Here is a 20,039-nt window from a genome sequence, read left to right on the forward strand (position 1 = left end):
TGCGCCGCGCGGCGACCGCCCCGAGCGCAAGTTCGACGGCGAACGGAAATTTTCCCGCGGCGGTGATCGCGGCGAGCGCGGCGATTCCAAGCCGTGGCAGAAGCGCGACGCGGCTCCGCGGGGCGATCGGCCGCCGCGCAAGGATTTCAGCAAAGGTCCTCGCAAGGATTTCGGCGGCCGCGACCGCAGCGAAGAAAAGCCCTGGCAGAAGCGTGACGATCGGCAAGGCGGCGAGGATCGTCCGCGCTTCTCGCGGTCGCGTGACGATCGCGCCTCCGGCGACCGCCCGAAATTCGATCGTCCCAAATTCGATCGGCCTCGTCGTGACGGCGACGGCGAGCGCAGTGGGCGCGGCGGCGATCGCCCGAAATTCAGTCGTCCACGCGAGCGCACCGAGGGCCGCTCCGATTGGCACGAGCATCCGCGTAGCGAGGGCCGCTTCGGCGATCGTCCGCGACGCGACAATGAGGATGACAGCAGGATATTCGAGAAGCGCCCCGCCTTCGGCGGCCGCGGTGCCTATCGCGAGCGCGATCGCGACTTTGAGGGCCGGCCGCGCCGCGAGGACGCACCGAAGCCGAAGAAAGCGGGCGAGCGCATCGCCAAGGCGCTGGCGCGTGCGGGGCTGGCCTCGCGGCGCGATGCCGAGGAGATGGTCACGCAGGGCCGTGTCACGGTCAACGGCCGGGTGATCAATTCGCCGGCGCTCGACGTCACCGCAAATGACGTCGTCATGGTCGACGGCAAGCCGTTGCCGCCGCGCGAGCGCACGCGGCTGTTCCTCTATCACAAGCCGCGCGGGCTGATGACGACGCATGACGACCCCGAAGGGCGTCCGACCGTGTTCGACAATCTGCCGGAAGGCTTGCCCCGCCTCATCAGCGTCGGCCGGCTCGACTTCAACACCGAGGGCCTGTTGCTGCTCACCAATGACGGCGGCCTCGCCCGCACGCTCGAGCTGCCCGACACCGGCTGGCTGCGGCGCTACCGCGTCCGTGCCCATGGCGACGTCACGCAGGCGCAGCTTGACGCCCTCAAGGACGGCGTCGAGATCGAAGGCGTCAAATACGGCCCGATCGAAGCGACGCTGGAACGCGACCAGGGCGCCAATGTCTGGCTGGTGTTCGCGATCCGCGAAGGCAAGAACCGCGAGGTGCGCAACGTCTGCGCCCATCTCGGGCTCGAGGTGAACCGGCTGATCCGGGTGTCGTACGGCCCATTCCAGCTCGGCGAGATTCCCGAAGGCCAGGTCGACGAGATCAGGTCGCGCGTGCTGCGCGAGCAGCTCGGCGACAAGGTGATCGAGAAGTCGGGGGCCGAGTTCGACGTGCCTGCGAAATCCGCCGGGGGCGGGGACGATGCACCGAAGAAGCCGATGAAGCGCGCGGTGATCAACGACCGCAAGGGCCGTCGCGTGCTGGTGCAGCGCACCGGCAGCGAGGAGGCGCGCGAGCGCAACGAGATGGAAGCGAATGGCTACGGCCCGCCGCGCCGACCCAAGCGCGGCTATCACGGCAAGCGCGATCTGACGCCGCGGGATGGCGAGTAACTTTCAATGGTCGGGGCGAGTTCGATACCGTGCAAGCGGTCGTCATGGCCGGGTTCGACCCGGCCATCCACGTCCTGCATGCGCCCATCGCTGAAGTACGTGGATGCCCGGGACAAGCCCGGGCATGACGGACCCGTGTGATGCGCGTCGTCGGCGGTCGCTTGAAGGGGCGCAATCTCGCCTCACCGTCCTCGCGCGACATCCGCCCGACGGCGGACCGGCTGCGCGAGTCCGTGTTCAACATCCTCGTGCACGCCTATGACGATCCGATTGCGGATGCGCGCGTGCTCGATCTCTTCGCCGGCACCGGCGCGCTCGGCATCGAGGCGGCCTCGCGCGGGGCGAAGTTTACGCTGTTCGTCGATAACGGCGCGGAAGCGCGAGCGTTGCTGCGTAACAACGTGGAATCGCTCGGGCTCGGTGGCGTCACGAAAGTCTATCGGCGCGATGCGACCGATCTCGGTCCCGCGCATCCCGTCGAGCCGTTCTCGCTGGTGTTCCTCGATCCGCCCTATGCCAAGGGCTTTGCGGAGAAAGCGCTCGCGTCCCTGCGCGATGGCGGCTGGCTGACGCCCGGCGCGCTGTTGGTGGTGGAGGAAGCGAAGGCCGCGCAATTCGCGACGCCGGAAGGATACGAGGAGCTGGAGCGGCGGGCCTATGACGACACGGAGTTCGTGTTCCTGCGTAGGGCGGATTAGCGCAGCGTAATCCGCCATCGTCGCTGCGGATGCAGAAGAGGCGGGTTACGCTGCGCTTACCCGCCCTACGGCACCTTCACCGCCGCCCGAACAGCTTCTCCACATCGCTCAGCTTCAGCTCGACATAGGTCGGCCGGCCGTGATTGCACTGGCCGGAATTCGGCGTGTCCTCCATCTCGCGGAGCAGGGCGTTCATCTCCTCCGGCCGCAACCGGCGCCCCGCGCGCACCGAGCCGTGGCAGGCCATGGTCGCCGCGACATGCATCAGCCGGCGTTCGAGCGGCAGCGCCTCGTCCCATTCAGCCATGTGCTCGGAGAGATCGCGCAGCAGCCCGCCGGCATTGGTCTTGCCGAGCAACGAAGGCGTCTCGCGTACCGCGACCGCGCCGGGACCGAAGGACTCGATCGCGAGCCCAAACGAGGCGAGCTCCTCGCCGCGTTCGAGCAGGCGCTCGACCGTCGCCTCATCCATCTCGACGATCTCGGGAATCAGCAGGATCTGTCGCTGGACGCCATTCGTAGCCAGCGAGGACTTGAGCCGCTCATAGACGATGCGCTCATGCGCGGCATGCTGGTCGACGATGATCAACCCGTCGCGGGTCTGCGAGACGATATAGGTCTCGTGGATCTGCGTGCGCGCGGCACCGAGCGGGCGGTCGACGAGATCGCCGGCGGGCTGGCTCTCGATCCGCACGTCCGCGCTGGGCGCACCGACGTCGAAGGCGGCTTGCGCGCGTTCGGCGAAAGCAGGCGCGGCGGAGCCTTCGAATGAAGGCATCGGCGCGATTGGGGCGGATGGCGAGGCGCGCCAGTCCCAGCTCGCCGGACGCTGCGGCGTGAAGGCGGGCCGGAACGCGGACAGGGCGCTCTCGCCGCTATTGGCGGCCGTGCGCCGGCCCTCACGCGCGAGAGCTTCCTTCAAGCCGTGCACGATCAGGGCGCGCACGAGGCCCGCATTGCGGAAGCGCACCTCGGTCTTGGCCGGGTGCACATTGGCGTCGACCTCGCGCGGATCGAGCGTGACGAACAGCGCCAGCACCGGATGGCGGTCGCGCGGCAGATAGTCGGAATAGGCGGCGCGCACCGCCCCCAGGATCAGCTTGTCGCGGACCGGTCGGCCGTTGACGAAGAGATATTGCCCGAGCGCGTTGGCCTTGGTCAGCGCGGGCGCCGCGGCATAGCCGGCGACGACGACGCCCTCGCGCTCGGCATGGACCTCGATGGCGTGGCTGCGGAACTCCGCGCCGAGGATATCGCCGAGCCGCGTCAGGCGGCCGGCGGCGCCGGGCAGCGCGGCAGCCCAGGTCACCGGTGCGCGTTCCTCGCCTGCCAGCGTGAACGCGATGTCGGGCCGCGCCATCGCCAAGCGCCGGACCACCTCGCGGATCGCTTCCGCCTCGGTGCGGTCGGTCTTCAAGAACTTCAGCCGTGCAGGCGTCGCGTAGAAGAGGTCGCCGACCTCGACGCGCGTGCCATGCGCCAGCGCCGCCGGCATAATCCCGGACTTCTCGCCGCCTTCGACGGACAGCGCCCAGGCATGCGGCTCGCTCGCATGCCGCGTGGTGATGGCGAGACGCGCGACCGACCCGATCGAGGGCAGCGCCTCGCCCCGGAAGCCGAGGGTGCGGATCTGGAGCAAATCCTCGTCGTCGAGCTTGGAGGTGGCGTGGCGCTCGACCGCGAGGGCGAGATCTTTCGCCGTCATGCCGCCGCCGTCATCGGTGATGCCGATCCGCCGCCGCCCGCCGCCGTCGGTGAAGACGTCGATCCGGCTCGCGCCGGCATCGATCGCGTTCTCGACGAGCTCCTTGACCACGCTCGCCGGGCGTTCGACCACCTCGCCGGCGGCGATGCGGTTGACGACTTGCTCTGGAAGCTGGCGGACGGGCATGAACTCGATCTTGGGCTCGAACGGGGATTCGCTGGCAGCGCTAGTCTAGGCCGTGTTGCGTCAAAACCATGGGTTGGGCAACACCGGCGTGGCGGGCTGGGGAAAAGGGCCCCCTATGGCATTGAAGACATTGGGCGTTCGAGAAAATCGCGCAACCCGGGCGAACGGATATCCGGCCACCGTCCTGATTGTGAGGTGCCGGGCCGCGGTGTAGCATCGTGAAAAAATGGCAACAGGACGGGAGGACGCCATGTGCCATCTCTTCGCACACCAGCCCCAACGCGATTACGAATCCCAGACCCGTTCTTTGAGGATCGGCGGGCACTGCACCTCGATCCGGCTGGAAATGGCGTTCTGGGACACGCTGGAGGAAATCGCGGCCAAGGAGAGCATGAGCCTCGGCAAGTTCCTGACCACGCTCTACAACGAGGTGCTCGACCACCACGGCGAGGTCAACAATTTTGCTTCGCTGCTGCGTTGTTCGTGTCTGATTTACCGCTCGCGGAGCGCGGTGCAGGATTTCAAGGCTACGGTGGCGCCGATTCTGGATGCGGCCGAGTAGGCGGATCCCTTCCCAATGTCGTCCCGGCTTTTCCGCCAGGACGACATTGAGGGGAGATCAAATCTCCTTCTTCTGCATCGCGCCCGCAATGTAGTCCGCCTGCCGGATCGCCAGCGCGACGATGGTCAGGGTCGGGTTGCAGGCCGCACCGCTGGTGAACTGGCTGCCGTCGGAGACGAACAGGTTCTTGACGTCGTGGCTCTGACCGAACTTGTTGACCACGCCGTCCCGGGGCTTCTCGCTCATCCTGTTGGTGCCGAGGTTGTGCGTGCTCGGATAGGGTGGGGTCGGATAGGTCACGGTGGCGCCGACGGCGTCGTAAACCGCGGCGCCCTGCTTGTAGGCGTGCGCGCGCATCGCGACGTCGTTGGGATGATCGTCGAAATGCACGCTCGCAACCGGCTGCCCGAACTTGTCCTTCACGACCGGATCGAGCGTGATGCGATTGGTCTCCTGCGGCATGTCCTCCCCGACCAGCCACATGCCGGCCATCCTGGGATACCCGTCGAGCGCTGACGTGAACGAGCGTCCCCAGGCGCCGGGATTGAGGAACGCCGCCATGAAGGGCAGTCCGATCGACAGCGTCTCCATCTCGTAGCCGCCGACGAAGCCGCGCGTGGGGTTGTTGACGGACTCGTCGCGGATGATGCCGGCCATGGTCGTGCCGCGATACATGTGCACTGATTTCTCGAACACGGCATAGACGCTGCCGGTCATGTGCCGCATGTAGTTGCGGCCGACCTGACCCGATGAATTGCCGAGGCCGTCGGGGAACATGGTGGAGGCGCTGTTGAGCAGGAGCCGCGGGCTCTCGATCGAATTGCCGGCCACCGCGACGATACGCGCCTTCTGGCGCTGCATCGCGCCGCCCTCGTCAGCATAAACGACGCCGGACACCTTGCCGCTGGCATCGTGCTCGATCTTCACCACCATGCTGCCGGGACGGACCTCGAGATTGCCGGTGGCCTCGCCCTTCGGGATCTCGGTGTAGAGCGTCGACCATTTCGCGCCGGATTTGCAGCCCTGGAAGCAGAAGCCGATCTGCTGGCAGGCGCCGCGGCCGTCGCGCGGCTGGCTGTTGATCGCCATGTTGCCGGTGTGCACGGTTTTGTAGCCGAGCTTCTTGGCGCCGGCCTCCAGCACCTTGAAGTTATTGTTGCCGGGAAGCCCGGGAATGCCGTTGGTGCGGGTCACACCCATCTTGTTCTCGGCTTTGGCGTACCACGGCTCCATCTCCGCAAGCGTCACCGGCCAGTCCAGGAGATTTGCGCCGGGAATGTTGCCGTAGGTGGTCTTCACCTTGAACTCGTGCTCGTCGAAACGCAGCGAGGCGCCGGCCCAATGGGTGGTCGAGCCGCCGACCGCCTTGACGATCCAGGCCGGGAGACCCGAGAAATCCTTGGCGACGCGCCATGTGCCCGACGTGGTGCGCGCGTCGGTCCAGGCGAGCTGCGAGAAGCTCTCCCATTCGTCATTGATGAAGTCGTGATTCTCGATGCGGGGGCCAGCCTCGAGAATGACGACCTTGACGCCCTTCTGCGCGAGCTCGTTGCCCAGCGTGCCGCCGCCGGCACCGGAGCCGACGATCACCACAACGCCGGAATCGTTCAGATCGAATTTTGCCATATGCGTTCTCCTGAACCGTTGGGTGACGTTTAAGCCTTCGGCAGCCAGTCGATGTCGGCGAAGCCGCGGTTGATGTAGCCGCCATGCTCTGCGGAGGAGCCCTCGTAGCCGAAGCGCGGCCAGACCTCTTTCTGGTTGTAGAGGGAGACGACGAGGTCGCCGCGCACCTTCTGGAAGAAGTCGCTCTGCTCGATCTCCTTCAGCAGCACCACCCGGTCGGCCTCCCAGGGCACGTCGGCATAGGGGACCTTGTAGCGATCCCGCGCGTTCTGATCGAGCCGCGCGATGCCGCCATTGATCAGCGACTTGACGGCCGCGTCCTTGGCCGCCTTGCCATCCCACGGCTTGATCGCGGTGATGTAGTAACTGTCGCCGAGGACATCGTGCGGATAGATGTCGCGCGCGACCTTCAGCAGCGTCTTCATCGTCGCCGGCGACAGGGTGCTCGCTTCATCGGCCCAGGCGTCCTCGATGCTGACGGTGACGCTGGTCGCCACGGCAACGACCGGTACGGCGCTTGCCGCGCCCTTGAGAAAGACGCGGCGGCTGTGCTTGCTTCGACGATCGATTTCTCTCATGGCATTCCTCCTTCAATTCTTGTGATTTGATTTTTGCAGTGGATCAGCCGAAACGCCCGCCTCGCTGGATCACCTCGATCTTGTAGCCATCGGGATCACTGACGAAGAAGAAGCGCGCCAGCGTCCGACCGTCGTGCTTGAAATCCCGCAACGGACCCGGTGCGAGCTGCTCGCGCTCGAAGCGGGCGTGTTCGGCATCGAGATCCTCGACCACCACGGCGAGATGGCCGTAACCGTCGCCAAGCTGATACGGCTCCTTGCGATCGAAATTTACGGTCAGCTCGACCTCGAAAGGTGAGGAGGGGTGACGCAGATAGATCAGGGCAAAATCCGCGAACTTCAGATGGTCGGCGACCTCAAGGGCAAAGGCACGCCTGTAGAAGTCGAGTGAACGCGCCTCGTCGTGCACGCGGATCATGGAATGAACGGGCTTGGCCATTCAGTTCTGCTCCTTCAGGTAAGCGATGATGGCGGCGCGCGTCTCCGGTTTGGCCTGCCGGTACACCATGGTCACGCCGGGAATGACGGCTTGCGGATTGTTCAGCCAGGCGTCGAGCTTCGTCTCGTCCCAGGCGAAGTCGGCCTTCGACAGGGCCTCCGAATATCTGAAGCCCTCGACCTTGCCGGCGGGACGTCCCACGATTTTTACCAGCGCCGGACCTTGCCGCATCGGTTCTGACAGGCTCAACGTGTGGCACACTGCGCATTGCTGCTTGAAGAGTGTGGCGCCATCCGGCGGCTTTGCGGCCGGCAATGGCATTTGCGCGTCGGCGACCTGCACCACCAGCACCATCGCGGTGCACAATCCCAGCACGATTGCGCGCATCACCAAGAACCCGCCCATCCGCATCAAAATCAATCTGCGCAAACTCTAGGCGGCGTCGAAGATGCGGTGGTAGTAGCGGGCTATTTCGCTGTGCGCCGAAATGTTTTGCTGCGCGTGTTGTTCCGCGCTGCCTTATATGCGGAGCACAATTCCGCGAAACCGCCGTCAAATCCCTAAACGATCACCACACGATGCGCATTGCATGACGGTCGCGCCGCTTGAACTCTTTACGCGATGCAATGGTTCGGTGCAGACGAGCAGCGCGGGGAGCCGCCGAGCCATTCATCGCGAACAATCCAGGAGAAATGGATGAAGTTGGTGAAGACCTCGATGATCGCATGCGCTCTGTCGGCCCTCATTGCGACGCCGGTTCTCGCGCAAAGCGCGCCTCCCACCGCCAAGCCGGGCGGCACCGTGCAAAGCAAACCCATGCAAGGCAGCACGATGGGAAGCGGCGATGAGGAGATGAATGCTCAGCCAGGTGCGGCGGGCGAAAAGACTGGCATGAAGTCGTCCAAGGGCACCAGGGCCACGGGCACCACGGGCAGCGCTGCGCACAAGGGGACCGCCGACGATGCCACGACGGGCGGTGCTGCCCCGTCCAAGCGCTACTAGTCTCAAGTAGAACGGCAGAACTCCGGTCGCTCTGCGGCCGGAGTTCTTTTGGCTGCGTGTGCTAATCGTCGAAGCGGCTGCCGCGGCCAGCCTTGACGTCGCTACGCCGCTTTTTGCCTTCGAGCCGGCGCTGCTTGGACGCGAAGGTCGGCCGCGTCGCGCGCCGCGGAATGGGGCGCACCATGGCCTCGCGCAGCATCTCGACCAGCCGGTCGATGGCATCCTGCCGGTTGCGCTCCTGGGTGCGGAAGCGCTGGGCGTGGATCACGATCACGCCGTCTTTGGTCATACGCTGACCCGCGATGCGGGCGAGCCGGATGGCGGCATCCTCCGGCAGGGTCAGTTTGCGCGTGTCGAAGCGCAGTTGCGCAGAGGTCGCGACCTTGTTGACGTTCTGCCCGCCGGGCCCGGAGGCGCGGACAAAACCAATCTCGATGTCGTCCTCGTCGATGACGAGATCGCGGGATATCCGCAGCATGATGGCACCATTCCTGATGTTCGGACATATCGCGAACGTCCGCGTTCGGCAATGGTGGTGCTGGAAATGCAAATGGCCGGGCGAACCCGGCCATTTCAGGAGACGTACCGGACTTCGGCCGTCAGTTCGACTTCGTCGCCGGTGCTGACGCCGGCTGAGCGGCGGCCTGCGGGGCGCGGCCGACGACGACGGTCAGGAGGCCCTGGCCCCACAGCCGCTTGGCGGCAGCCTTGGCGTCATCAAGCGTCACGGCATCGATGATGGCGTTGCGCTTCTCGATGTAGTCGATCGGCAGCTTGTCCTGCTGGTATTGCAGCAGCGCCTGCGCCAGCTTGGAGGAGGTGTCGAGCGCCAGCATCTGCGAGCCCTTGAGGTAGGACTTAGCCTCGTCGAGCTCCTTCTGTGTCGGGCCTTCCTCGGCGATGCGGCGGACTTCCTTCTCGATGGCGTCGATAGTGTCGCCAGAGCGATCGGCGCGCGTGCCGGTGTTGCCGATGAAGAGCGCCGAATGCTCCATCCAGAGTAGCGATTCGTACACGGAATAGGCCAGCCCGCGCTTCTCGCGGACCTCGCGATAGAGCCGGGAGGACAATCCACCGCCGCCGAGGATGTGGTTGACGACGTAGGCCGCCATGAAGTTGGGATCGCTGCGCTTCACTCCCGGGCCGCCGAAGGTAATCACGGTCTGCGGCACGTCGAGGGTCACGAAGGCGCGCTGCGGCGGCTTGGCGGCCTCGACATCCGGGACCGGCGTGAGGTTGGCTTTGGCGGGCAGGCTGCCGAAGGTGTGGTCGAGCAGCTTGCCGAGCGTCGCGGGATCGACGTCGCCGACGACCGCGACCTTCAGCCCGTCCCTGGCGAGCACGCGGCCGACATAATCCTTCATGTCGGCGACCGTGATGGTCGGCACGCTGTCGAGGTTACCATTGGTCTGTCGGCCGTAGGGATGGCTGCCGAAGGCGACCTCCAGGAATTTGCGGCTCGCCAGGGATGTCGGATTGGTGGTCTCGCGGCGCAGCCCCGACACGACCTGCGAGCGGATGCGTTCGACATCCGCCGTGTTGAAATGCGGCGAGGTCAGCGCGCTCCTGAGCAGGTCGAAGGCCTCGTCCTTGTTGTCGCGCAGCATGCGCAGGCTGCCGCGGAAAGTGTCGCGGGTGGCGTTGAAGGAGAGCTCGATGGCACGGCGGTCGAGCCGCTCGTGGAAGGTCTTGGAGTCGAGATCGCCGGAGCCTTCGTCGAGGAGGTCGCCGACCAGGTTGGCGACGCCCGATTTGTCCTTGGGATCCTGGGCCGAGCCGCCGGCAAAGGAATATTCCATGGCGATCAACGGCACCGTTGCGTCCTGCACGAACCAGGCCTCGATGCCCCCGGGCGAGACCAGGCGCTGGATCTTTGCGGCCGCCTGCGACGGCGAGACCGCAGCGAGCGCGAGCGTCGCGCCGGTCGCAAGAGAGAATGCGAGGCGTCGGAGGAAGGGATAGGTCACGAACGCTTCTCCTCGGGCTTGGCAGCCGTAGTGTCCTTGATCAGATAGCCCGTCACCGAGCGCTTCTTGTGGAGCCATTTCTGCGCGGCCGCGCGGACCTGCTCGGCGGTGACCGCGCGAATGCGGTCGGGCCAGCTCCTGATGTCCTCGATCGACAAGCCTGTGGTCAGCGCGCCGCCATACCAGCGCGCCAAGACCGCCTGGTTGTCCTGGGCGTAGATCGCTTCCGCGATGAGCTGGGTCTTGACCCGCTCCAGATCCTCGGCGCGGATCGGGTTCTGCGCGACATTGGCGATGACGCCATCGACCGCCTGCTCGACCTCGGCGAAGCTGATTCCGGGCTTCGGCGCGGCCGAGATCGCGAACTGCGTTGGATCAAGCGAGATGCTCGAATAGCTGGCGTTGGCGGAGACCGCGAGCGGCTTGTCGACGACGAGGGCCCGGTAGAGATAAGAATTGCTGCCGCTGCCCATCAGTTGCGCGAGCACGTCGAGGGCCGCGCTTTCGCCGGCCGCAGCCGTGGTCGCCGAAGGCACGAGATAATAGCGCCGCATGCTCGGCTGCTCGACGCGGGGGTCGGCCAGCGTGACGGTGCGTGGCGCAGCCGGCTCCGGCTCCTGCGGTCGGACGCGCCGGGCCGGGATCGCGGGCTGCGCCGGGATGGAGCCGAAATTGCGCTCGACCAGCGGACGGATCTCGGCGGCGTCGACGTCGCCGGCGATCACGAGGATCGCGTTGTTCGGCGCGTAGAAGCGGCGGTAGAAGGCGAGCGCGTCCTCGCGGTCGAGCTTCTCGATCTCCTGGTGCCAGCCGATCACCGGCCGGCCATAGGGATGGTTGAGATAGAGCGCGGCCATGATCTGCTCGTTCAGCCGCGCGTCCGGATTGTTGGCGACGCGCATGTTGTATTCTTCGAGCACGACGTCGCGCTCGGGCAGCACGTTCTCGTCCTTGAGGACGAGGCCGGTCATGCGGTCGGCCTCGAACTCCATCATGGTCGGCAGCTGCTCTTTCGGAACACGTTGGTAGTAATTGGTGTAGTCGACCGAGGTCGAGGCGTTCTCGTTGCCGCCGACGCGAAGCACGGTCTGCGAGAATTCGCCGACCGGGTGCTTCGACGTGCCCTTGAACATCAGGTGCTCAAGGAAGTGAGCGAGGCCGGACTTGCCCGGCGTCTCGTCGGCCGAGCCGACCTTGTACCAGATCATCTCCGTGACCACGGGCGTGCGGTGATCCGGGATCACCACGACCTGCATACCGTTGCTGAGCGTGAAGCTGGCGGGTGGAGGCGATGTCACCGTGGTCTGGGCGAGGGACGCGCCAGCCGTCAGGACACTGGTCGAAAGCGCGGCAAGGAGGCAGGCAGCCGATCGGTATGAGGACATCATCATCCTTATGAGAGGCCGAGGTCCGGATGTCCGGCTCGGAAGCACGGCATGCTACACCGTGCGGCTGAGGCTTCGCGTCACGAAGCAGAGAACTCAACGCTTAGGCAAGTTACTGATAAGCAATTTAAGGACCGCGTCCGGCGCGCGCGAGCTGCCGGTACGAGGTTCGATTCCGTCAGGATGTCGCAGCGCGACGGGAACGCTATTGTTCCTTGTCCTTGCCCGACATGATGTCGAAATAGGTCCGCCGCGTTTTGTCCGGCCCGGCGCCATAGGCGTAGTTCGGCGACGGCGTCTGATAGCCGGGCGGAGGCTCAACCAGCGATTGGCGCGGCGGCTCGCTGGTGAATTTCTTCTCTTCGGTGCTGTTGCCGCCCTTCATCATGTTCCAGAGACCACCGGAGAAACCGAGCTCCGCCGGGCTGAGCGACGGGTTGCCATTGGTACCCGGCTGAATCGGATCGTTGCTGGTGCGGGGCGCTGCCGCGACCTCGCCGGCCTTCATCTCCGCGGGCGTCAGCGGCCGGGCGGCCTGCCAGTTTTCCGTCTCCTTGGTCGCCTTCTTGCGCGCGGCAATCGCTTCCTTGCGGCGCTTTTCCTCGGGGTCCTTGGGCCAGTTCGGTGCGGCCTTGGCCTGGGTCGCGGGAGGCGGCAGGTCCAGCTTGGGCGGCACGACGAGCGGCGAGCGCTCTCGGTATTCGATGCCTTTCTTCTCCATGCTCTTCGCGCCGATGCCGGACATCAGATTGTCGATGATCTTCTCTTCGAAGGTCATCCCGTCATCTTCATCCTCGTCGTCACCGGCACGGGCCGCGCCGGCCGACATGACGAGGCCGATGCCGAGCACGACAGCGGACAATTTCAATGCCCGCCAGAACCCCGATTGAGGGTCTTGCACCATCGAACCGCTGGTCTTCGCGCTGCGCATTACTGTACCTGTTCCATATTGTGGCAGATTGCCGCTCGCACGCGGCTGGCCCCTGCAAAAACGGGCTCCACCTGCCGGTCGTATCGACCGGGATCAGGGCGCTTTTGCGGCGGGTACCCCCAGGAAGGAATCATACAATAGCGCGGCCACGCCAGCAACGATGGCCACGTCGGCGAGGTTAAACACGTACCAATTGTAGGTCTTTCCGCCGATATCGATGTGGAACAGGGCGAAATCGACCACGGCGCCATAGGCAAGACGGTCGATGCCGTTGCCGATGGCGCCGCCGATGATCAGGCCGAGCGCGATGGTGGCCAGGAGGGTGTGCGAGCGGGCCATCCAGATCGCGAGCGCGAGCACCGCGATACCTTTGACAGCCATCAGCGCGAGTTGCGCCGCTTGGCTGTCGTTCTGGAGCCAGCCGAAGCTGATGCCGATGTTCCAGGCCAGCACCAGGTCGAAGAACGGCGTCACCTTGACGACGCCGCGGCGGGCCAGTTCGAACACGTTCAGCAGCCAGAGCTTCGAAGCCTGATCGAGCACGAGCGTGATCAGGGCGGCGATGATACCGGCGCGGAGCGGGGTCATGCCGGGATCAGACTCCCACCCCCAACGCCTTCCATTCGCGCAGCGCCTGCGCGTCGCGCGGGGTAACGTCGGGGTATTCGGGGTCTTCGCCGACCATCGGCGAGATCTTCCAGGAGCGGGCGCACTTCGTGCCGACTGCCTTCTCGACGACGACCGCCACGCCCGGCACGGCATCGAGACGGAAGGCGCCGGCCGGTGCCTCGCCCTCGCGCACCTCGTAATTCGAGGTGATGCAGACCTCGGCGAGATCGACGTCGAACAGCGTCATCAGCATGTCGCGGTCGGCGACATAGATCACCGGCGAAGCCTCGAGCGAGGAGCCGATGTTCTTGGCGGCGCGCTCCAGCTCCAGCGCGCCGGTGACGACGCGGCGGACGTTGCGGATCGTCTCCCACTTTCCGGCGAGCTTGTCGTCGCGCAGCTTCTCGAGGCCCTCGGGAAACAGCGTCAGATGCACCGAGGGCTCCGCATTGGGCCGGAACATCCGCCACGCTTCGTCAGTCGTGAAGCTCAGGATCGGCGCGAGCCATTTCAGGAGCGCATCGCACAGGGTCTCGATCGTGGTGAGCGCCGCCTTGCGCGCCACCGAGGACGGCGGATCGCAGTACAGCGTGTCCTTGCGGATATCAAAATAGAACGCCGACAGCTCGGAGTTCATGAAGGCCGAGAGGCTCGCGACCACGGTCTTGTAGTCGAAGGCGGCATAGGCCTTGCGAATGGTCTCGGCATGGCCGGCCAGCTCGTGCAGCATCAAGCGCTCGAGCTCGGGCATCTCGGCATAGGCGATTTTCTCGCTCGCCTTGAAGTGATGTAGCGTACCGAGCATCCAGCGGATCGAGTTGCGCAGCTTGCGATAGGTCTCGATGGTGTTCTTGAGGATCTCGGGACCGATGCGCTGGTCGTCGGCATAGTCGGTGGCGCAGACCCACAGGCGGAGGATGTCCGCCCCCGAATCCTTGATCACCTTCTGCGGCTCGACGGTGTTGCCGAGCGACTTCGACATCTTGCGGCCGTTCTCGTCCAGCGTGAAGCCGTGGGTCAGCACGACGTCGTAAGGCGCGCGGCCCCGCGTGCCCGCGCTTTCCAGCAGCGAGGAATGAAACCAGCCGCGATGCTGGTCGCTGCCTTCCAGATACATCACGGTGTCGTTGCCGCCGTCGATCTTGCGGACGATGTTGCCGAGCTGCGGGAAGTTCTGCCGATCCTCGAGCACGAAGGCGTGCGTGGAGCCGGAATCGAACCAGACGTCGCAGATGTCGTCGACCTTCTTCCAGTCCTCGCTCGCGCGGGACCCGAGGAAACGCTCGCGGGCGCCCTGCATGTACCAGGCGTCGGCGCCTTCCTCCATGAAGGCCTCGGTGATGCGCTGGTTGACGATCTCGTCCTGCAGGATCTCGGCCGAGCCATCGCCCTTCTCGCGCACGAACACGGCGATTGGCACGCCCCAGGCGCGCTGGCGCGAGATCACCCAGTCTGGACGGTTGGCGATCATGCCGTTGATGCGGTTCTCGCCCGCCGGCGGCACCCATTGCGTCACCGAGATCGCGTGCAGCGCGCGGGCGCGCAGCGTGTCGCCCTTCCTGGCATGGCCGTTCTCGCTGATGTCCTTGTCCATCGCGATGAACCATTGCGGCGTGTTGCGGAAGATCACCGGCTTCTTCGAGCGCCAGGAATGCGGATACTGGTGCTTCAGCCGGCCGCGCGCGAGCAGCATGCCTCTTTCGGCGAGCGCCTTGATGACGGCCTCGTTGGCGTCACCCTTCTCGCCCTTGTCGTTGAGCACGCGCTTTCCGGTGAAGCCGGGCGCCTGTGCGGTGTAGGCGCCGTTCTCGTCGACGGTGTAGGGGATCGTGGTGTTGATGCCGCGTGCGTCGAGCTCACGGGCACTCGCCATCCAGACATCGAAGTCCTCGCGGCCGTGGCCGGGCGCGGTGTGCACGAAGCCGGTGCCGGTGTCGTCGGTGACGTGGTCGCCGGCCAGCAGCGGCACGATGAAGTCGTAGCCGCCGGCAATGCCCTTCAGCGGATGGGCGCATTCGACCGCATCCAGCGTGTCGCCGGGGATGTCGCGCACCTTCTCATAGGCCGTGACGCGTGCCTGCTTGAACACTTCCGCGGCCAGCGCGTCGGCCAGGATCAGTAGGTCGCCGGTCTTCGTCCAATTGTCCGCGGGCGCATCCGTCACCTTGTAGAGACCGTAGGCGATCTTGGGCGAGAAGGAGATGGCGCGGTTGCCGGGCAGCGTCCAGGGCGTGGTGGTCCAGATCACCACGGCCGCATTGGCGAGCGCGCCATGCGCCGGCGAGGTGATCGGGAATTTCACCCACACCGTATCGGAGGTGTGGTCCTCGTACTCGACCTCGGCCTCCGCCAGCGCGGTCTTCTCGACCACGCTCCACATCACCGGCTTGGAGCCGCGATAGAGCGTACCGTTGGCCGCGAATTTCATCAGCTCGCGGGCGATCTGCGCTTCGGCCGGGTAGGTCATGGTCTGATAGGGATGGTCCCAGTCGCCGATGATGCCGAGGCGCTTGAATTCCTCGCGCTGCACGTTGATCCAGTGCGTCGCATAGGCGCGGCACTCCTTGCGGAACGCCACCATCGCGGCGGAGTCGCGGAAGTCCGGCTTCTGCTTGCCCTTGGAGCGGTAGTTCTCCTCCTCGATCTTCCATTCGATCGGCAGGCCGTGGCAGTCCCAGCCGGGCACGTAGTTGGAGTCGAAGCCGAGCATCTGCTGGCTCTTGGTCACGACGTCCTTGAGGATCTTGTTCAGCGCATGCCCGATATGGATGTTGCCATTGGCGTAGGGCGGGCCGTCGTGGAGCACGAATTTGGCGCGGCCCCGGGCGTCCTGACGCAGCTTGTCGTAGAGGCCGATGTCGTTCCAGTATTTCAGCAGCTCCGGCTCGCGCTGCGGCAGGCCGGCGCGCATCGGGAATTCGGTCTGCGGCAGGAACAGGGTTTTCGAATAGTCTTTGACTTCAGACTTTTGGGACTTTTGCGGCTTTTCGGACATGAGGCTGACTGGCTCGGAAGGGCGCGGAAAGACGGATGGCGATTGGGAAATCGCGGGGTGAAACGACACAATCCCGGTCTTGCGCCGAGCCTTTGGGCTCAGGCGGAAGCCGGGCCGCTAATCCCTATGATGCGCCGCGCAAACATGGGTTCTCCATAGCAGGGGGCCAGGGGAAGCGCAAAGGTCCGGAGGGGCCGGTTTGAGGCTCAGTCGATGGTCCCGAGCCGCGGAAATGCGCCAGGAGCGGCGGCCAGCATGGCGCGGGCGCGGGCGGAATCGTCGTCCATCTGGCGGATCAGGGCCTGAAGGCTGTCGAATTTCAGCTCTTCGCGGATGAAGCCGATGAAGGCGCAGTCCAGCGCCTGGCCATATAGATCGCCCTTGAAGTCGAACAGGAAGATTTCGAGCAGCGGCGCGCCATTGTCGAAGGTCGGACGGCGGCCGAAGCTTGCCACGCCGTCGAGCCGTTCGGCGCCGCGGCCGACCCGCACGGCGTAGATGCCGTGCTTCAGGCCGCAATTGGCGTCCAGACGGATGTTGGCGGTGGGATAGCCGAGATCACGGCCGCGCTTCTCGCCATGGATCACCTCGCCGGTGATGAACCAGGGGGCACCCAGCATGGTGGTGGCCTCGTCGAGCTGGCCTTCGGCGAGGGCGATCCGGATGGCGCTGGAGGAGACCGGCCGCTCGTCGATATCGACATGCGCCTGCACGTCGACCTCGATGCCGAGCCGGGGGGCCTCGTTGACCAGAAGGCTCGGCGAGCCGACCCGGCCCTTGCCGAAATGGAAGTCGTAGCCGACGGCGATGCCGCTGACGCCAAGGCGGCCGATCAGGTCATGGTGAATGAAATCTTGCGCAGAGGTGCCGGCGCGCGCCTTGTCGAAGGTCATGACCACGGCGCCGGCAAGCCCGGTGCCGGCCAGAAGCCGCAGCTTGGCGGTCTCGTCCGTCAGGCGGAATTGCGGGGTGTTGGGGCTGAAAAAACGCCGCGGATGGGGCTCGAAGGTCAGGGCCAGGGCAGGGCGGCCATGCGCCCGGCCCATGTCCAGGGCCGCTGCGATCACGGCGCGATGGCCGAGATGAACGCCGTCGAAATTGCCCATGGCGACCACGGCGCCCCTTGGAATGGCGGAGTCCGGCGTGGTGTCGCGGATTACGGTAAAATGCGGAGCCATCAGGGGAATTCTCGAAGCGGCAGGACCGGCCGGGACCGTGGCGCGACCGGCCGGATGAAGTCAAGCGGGAGGGTGGGCCTGCCTCGAATGCGATTCAGCCCGTTGGGGGCGTCCCCAGTTAACGCGCTGTTTAACGCCTTGGTGTTAGTCCTTGAGCGTGGAACTGCCGGGCTCCGGTCTGGGCAGGTCCGATCGTAATATTCCTGGGTTTGCGTTGGGGGAGTCGAGATGGCGGTTGATTTGTCGATGCCGGTTCTTGTGGTGGATGACTACAGCACCATGATCCGTATCATCAGGAATCTGCTGAAGCAGCTTGGCTTCGAGAACATCGATGATGCCAGCGACGGTTCGGCAGCGCTGAACAAGATGCGCGGCAAGAAGTACGGGCTCGTGATCTCCGATTGGAACATGGAGCCGATGACGGGGTACGACCTCTTGCGCGAAGTGCGCGCGGATCCGAACCTCGCCACCACGCCCTTCATCATGATCACGGCCGAATCCAAGACCGAGAACGTGATCGCGGCCAAGAAGGCGGGCGTGAACAATTACATCGTCAAGCCGTTCAACGCGGCGACGCTGAAGACCAAGATCGAGGCGGTCTTCCCGGACATGGCGAGCGCGTAAGCGCTGCCTACCGCAAAAAACAACTATCCATCGAGATCGTCATGCCCGGGCTCGTCCCGGGCATCCACGTTTTTGGATTTGTGAAGCAAGTCGTGGATGGCCGGGCCATCGTCTCGCCGAAGCGGCTTCGGCCGCGCAGGCGGGTCAAGCCCGGCCATGACGGCGTCCAGGGCTTAGGAGTTGGTCCAAGCCCACAGCACCTGCGCGGACGTCATGATCACCACTTCAATTCGCGCATCAGCGCCTTCGGCGGGTGGCCGAACAATTCCATCACCGAATTCGGGTCCAACTGGTCGAGGCCCTCGAATTCCTCGGCATGGATGCCGCGGGTGACGAACAGGCAGTCGATGCCGAATTCGCGCGCGCCGGTTAAGTCGGTGCGGACGGAATCGCCGATCGCCAGCACCTTCTTCCGGTCGATCGTGTGGCCCTGGCGTTCGCCGGCGAGCGCCATCGCGCGCTCATAGATCGGCCGGTGCGGCTTGCCATAGAAGATCACCTCGCCGCCGAGCTCGCGATAGAGCTCCGCGATGGCGCCGGCGCAATAGATCAGCCGGTCGCCGCGTTCGACCACGATGTCGGGGTTGGCGCAAACCAGCGTCAGCTTGCGCTCGCGCGCCTTAAGCATCATGCCGCGATAATCTTCCGCCGTCTCGGTCTCGTCGTCGTAGAGACCGGTACAGACGATGTAATCGGCTTCCTCCAGCGGCGCGGTCTTCGCATCGAGGCCGCGATAGATCGAGTTGTCCCGCTCGGGCCCGAGCCAGAACATCTTGCGGCCGGGATGCTCGGCGACATAGAGCCGGGTCAGGTCGCCGGACGAGACGATCGCATCATAGGTCTCGTCGGCGACGCCGAGCTTGCGCAATTGCCGCTGCACGGAGTCGGCCGGACGCGGCGCGTTGGTGATCAGGATCACCGTACCGCCGTGGCTGCGATAGGTATGCAGCGCCTCGCAGGCCTCGGGGAAGGATTCGAGGCCGTTATGGACGACGCCCCAGATGTCGCTGAGCACGACATCGACCCCGCCCACGAGCTCGCGCAGGCTTTGCGCAAAGTGCAGTGTGGTCATGGTGCGTGCGGCCGATCAGATGCGGCGCGCGAGCGCTGCGTTGCCGGTGATGCGCTGCGGCGGAGGCGCCGAAGAGGTCGCGCCTGAGCTGGGTGTGGCGGAGCCATTGGATCCCTGGATGTCCTGCGCCTGGTTCGGCGAGGCCCCGCCGGTAGCAGATGCCCCTTCGGGCCGCAAGTGGCCGGGGCGGCGCGAACAGGAATCCCTGGCCGAATCGCACGTCATAATCGAGCAGATCGATCACCGCGCGCTCGCCTTCGATCCGCTCGGCGATCAGGTCGATGCCGAAGCGGCCGAGCAGGTCGGAGAGGTCGGATGGATGGATGTCGGAGGCCGAGGCCTGCCTCGGATCGAGCAGTAGCGTGGCCGGCACCTTGATGAAGCGCACGCCGCGGTCGGCGAGCTCGCGCGGCTCGATTCGCAGATCGGTGACATGGTCGATCGAGAAGCGGAAGCCGCGCTGGGCGAGCGCGGCGAGGTTCTCGGACTCGGCCGGGCCGAGGTTGCGGAAGGTCGATTGCTTGAACTCCAGCACCAACGAGGGCGCCAGCGCACGGTTGGCTTCGAGGAAGTCGAGACATTGCGCGAAGGTGGTGGAGTTGCCGAGGGTGGAGGCCGCGACATTGCAGAACACGCCGACGTCCTTGTTGCGCACCATCAGGCGCCTCAGCACCTGCACACAGCGCAGCATCACCATGTTGTCGATGCGCCCGATCAGCCCGGAGGCCTCCGCGATGCTGATGAACTCCTCGGCCGCGATGAGCTGGTCACGTTCGTCGCGCAGCCGTGTCACGGCCTCATAGAATCGCACCTTGCGCTGCGGCAGCGTCACCATCGGCTGGAGGAATATGTCGATGCGGTTCTCGTCGATCGCGTTGCGCAGCGCCGCCAGCAATTGAGTCTGGTTGCGTCCGTTGACCACCATCTGGGGCG

Annotated in this window: 18 protein-coding genes and 1 pseudogene; 5 read left to right on the plus strand and 14 right to left on the minus strand. The window is 65.3% G+C overall.

The features are described from left to right. On the plus strand, positions 1–1,549 hold a 1,549-nt coding region (locus SE91_RS03610), incomplete at its 5' end, for a pseudouridine synthase (RefSeq protein WP_061846610.1). Positions 1,550–1,689: 140 nt separating this feature from the next. After that, the gene (gene rsmD / locus SE91_RS03615) at positions 1,690–2,247 is read left to right on the plus strand and encodes a 16S rRNA (guanine(966)-N(2))-methyltransferase RsmD (RefSeq protein ID WP_061846611.1); all 558 of its coding nucleotides are present in this window, start codon (positions 1,690–1,692) and stop codon (positions 2,245–2,247) included. 76 nt (positions 2,248–2,323) lie between these two features. Here the strand turns inward: rsmD and mutL are convergent, their stop codons facing one another. Then, complete coding sequence (gene mutL / locus SE91_RS03620; RefSeq protein ID WP_061846612.1) at positions 2,324–4,138, minus strand: DNA mismatch repair endonuclease MutL; 1,815 nt, start codon at positions 4,136–4,138, stop codon at positions 2,324–2,326. A gap of 250 nt (positions 4,139–4,388) precedes the next feature. On the opposite strand from mutL, the gene SE91_RS03625 reads away from it, so the two are divergent. Further along, a complete protein-coding gene (locus SE91_RS03625; protein WP_061846613.1) occupies positions 4,389–4,700 on the plus strand; it encodes a ribbon-helix-helix domain-containing protein in 312 nt (103 codons plus the stop codon). A 57-nt stretch (positions 4,701–4,757) separates the two neighbouring features. Here the strand turns inward: SE91_RS03625 and SE91_RS03630 are convergent, their stop codons facing one another. From SE91_RS03630 to SE91_RS03645, 4 genes are read right to left on the minus strand one after another with little or no spacing between them, the layout of a single operon-like run. Continuing rightward, entirely contained in the window at positions 4,758–6,326 is a 1,569-nt protein-coding gene (locus SE91_RS03630; protein WP_061846614.1) for a GMC family oxidoreductase, read from the minus strand. 29 nt (positions 6,327–6,355) lie between these two features. Then, positions 6,356–6,904 (minus strand): Twin-arginine translocation pathway signal, encoded by a 549-nt coding sequence (locus tag SE91_RS03635; protein ID WP_061846615.1) that lies wholly within the window; start codon positions 6,902–6,904, stop codon positions 6,356–6,358. A gap of 43 nt (positions 6,905–6,947) precedes the next feature. Then, the gene (locus tag SE91_RS03640; RefSeq protein ID WP_008544290.1) at positions 6,948–7,343 is read right to left on the minus strand and encodes a VOC family protein; all 396 of its coding nucleotides are present in this window, start codon (positions 7,341–7,343) and stop codon (positions 6,948–6,950) included. Beyond that, on the minus strand, positions 7,344–7,730 hold the full coding sequence (locus tag SE91_RS03645; RefSeq protein WP_082813893.1) for a c-type cytochrome: 387 nt from the start codon (positions 7,728–7,730) through the stop codon (positions 7,344–7,346). Positions 7,731–8,039: 309 nt separating this feature from the next. Here SE91_RS03645 and SE91_RS03650 point away from each other — a divergent pair, with 309 nt between their 5' ends. After that, positions 8,040–8,345, plus strand: coding sequence for a hypothetical protein (locus SE91_RS03650; protein WP_061850925.1), 306 nt, complete (start codon positions 8,040–8,042; stop codon positions 8,343–8,345). Between the two features lie 61 nt (positions 8,346–8,406). Here SE91_RS03650 and arfB read toward each other — a convergent pair whose 3' ends face one another. The 7 genes from arfB to SE91_RS03685 form a co-directional block, all read right to left on the minus strand. Beyond that, complete coding sequence (arfB, locus tag SE91_RS03655) at positions 8,407–8,823, minus strand: alternative ribosome rescue aminoacyl-tRNA hydrolase ArfB (RefSeq protein ID WP_061846616.1); 417 nt, start codon at positions 8,821–8,823, stop codon at positions 8,407–8,409. Positions 8,824–8,944: 121 nt separating this feature from the next. Further along, a complete protein-coding gene (locus SE91_RS03660) occupies positions 8,945–10,312 on the minus strand; it encodes a M16 family metallopeptidase (RefSeq protein WP_061846617.1) in 1,368 nt (455 codons plus the stop codon). Further along, the gene (locus SE91_RS03665) at positions 10,309–11,700 is read right to left on the minus strand and encodes a M16 family metallopeptidase (protein WP_502687171.1); all 1,392 of its coding nucleotides are present in this window, start codon (positions 11,698–11,700) and stop codon (positions 10,309–10,311) included. Before SE91_RS03665 ends, SE91_RS03660 begins: the two co-directional genes overlap by 4 nt. Before the next feature lie 202 nt (positions 11,701–11,902). After that, positions 11,903–12,628, minus strand: coding sequence for a hypothetical protein (locus SE91_RS03670; protein ID WP_061846618.1), 726 nt, complete (start codon positions 12,626–12,628; stop codon positions 11,903–11,905). A 93-nt stretch (positions 12,629–12,721) separates the two neighbouring features. Next, positions 12,722–13,216, minus strand: coding sequence for a signal peptidase II (lspA, locus tag SE91_RS03675; RefSeq protein WP_061846619.1), 495 nt, complete (start codon positions 13,214–13,216; stop codon positions 12,722–12,724). Positions 13,217–13,223: 7 nt separating this feature from the next. After that, positions 13,224–16,232, minus strand: coding sequence for an isoleucine--tRNA ligase (gene ileS / locus SE91_RS03680; protein ID WP_061846620.1), 3,009 nt, complete (start codon positions 16,230–16,232; stop codon positions 13,224–13,226). A 206-nt stretch (positions 16,233–16,438) separates the two neighbouring features. Further along, entirely contained in the window at positions 16,439–17,410 is a 972-nt protein-coding gene (locus tag SE91_RS03685) for a bifunctional riboflavin kinase/FAD synthetase (protein ID WP_061846621.1), read from the minus strand. Positions 17,411–17,638: 228 nt separating this feature from the next. Here SE91_RS03685 and SE91_RS03690 point away from each other — a divergent pair, with 228 nt between their 5' ends. Then, on the plus strand, positions 17,639–18,034 hold the full coding sequence (locus SE91_RS03690; RefSeq protein WP_008567674.1) for a response regulator: 396 nt from the start codon (positions 17,639–17,641) through the stop codon (positions 18,032–18,034). Between the two features lie 217 nt (positions 18,035–18,251). On the opposite strand, the gene SE91_RS03695 is transcribed toward SE91_RS03690, so the two are convergent. Beyond that, complete coding sequence (locus tag SE91_RS03695; RefSeq protein ID WP_061846622.1) at positions 18,252–19,106, minus strand: TIGR01459 family HAD-type hydrolase; 855 nt, start codon at positions 19,104–19,106, stop codon at positions 18,252–18,254. Positions 19,107–19,121: 15 nt separating this feature from the next. Then, a pseudogene (locus tag SE91_RS03700) lies at positions 19,122–20,039 on the minus strand (EAL domain-containing protein); the annotation flags it as partial.

It is taken from the genome of Bradyrhizobium sp. DOA1, assembly GCF_001593325.1.
GTDB lineage: Bacteria > Pseudomonadota > Alphaproteobacteria > Rhizobiales > Xanthobacteraceae > Bradyrhizobium.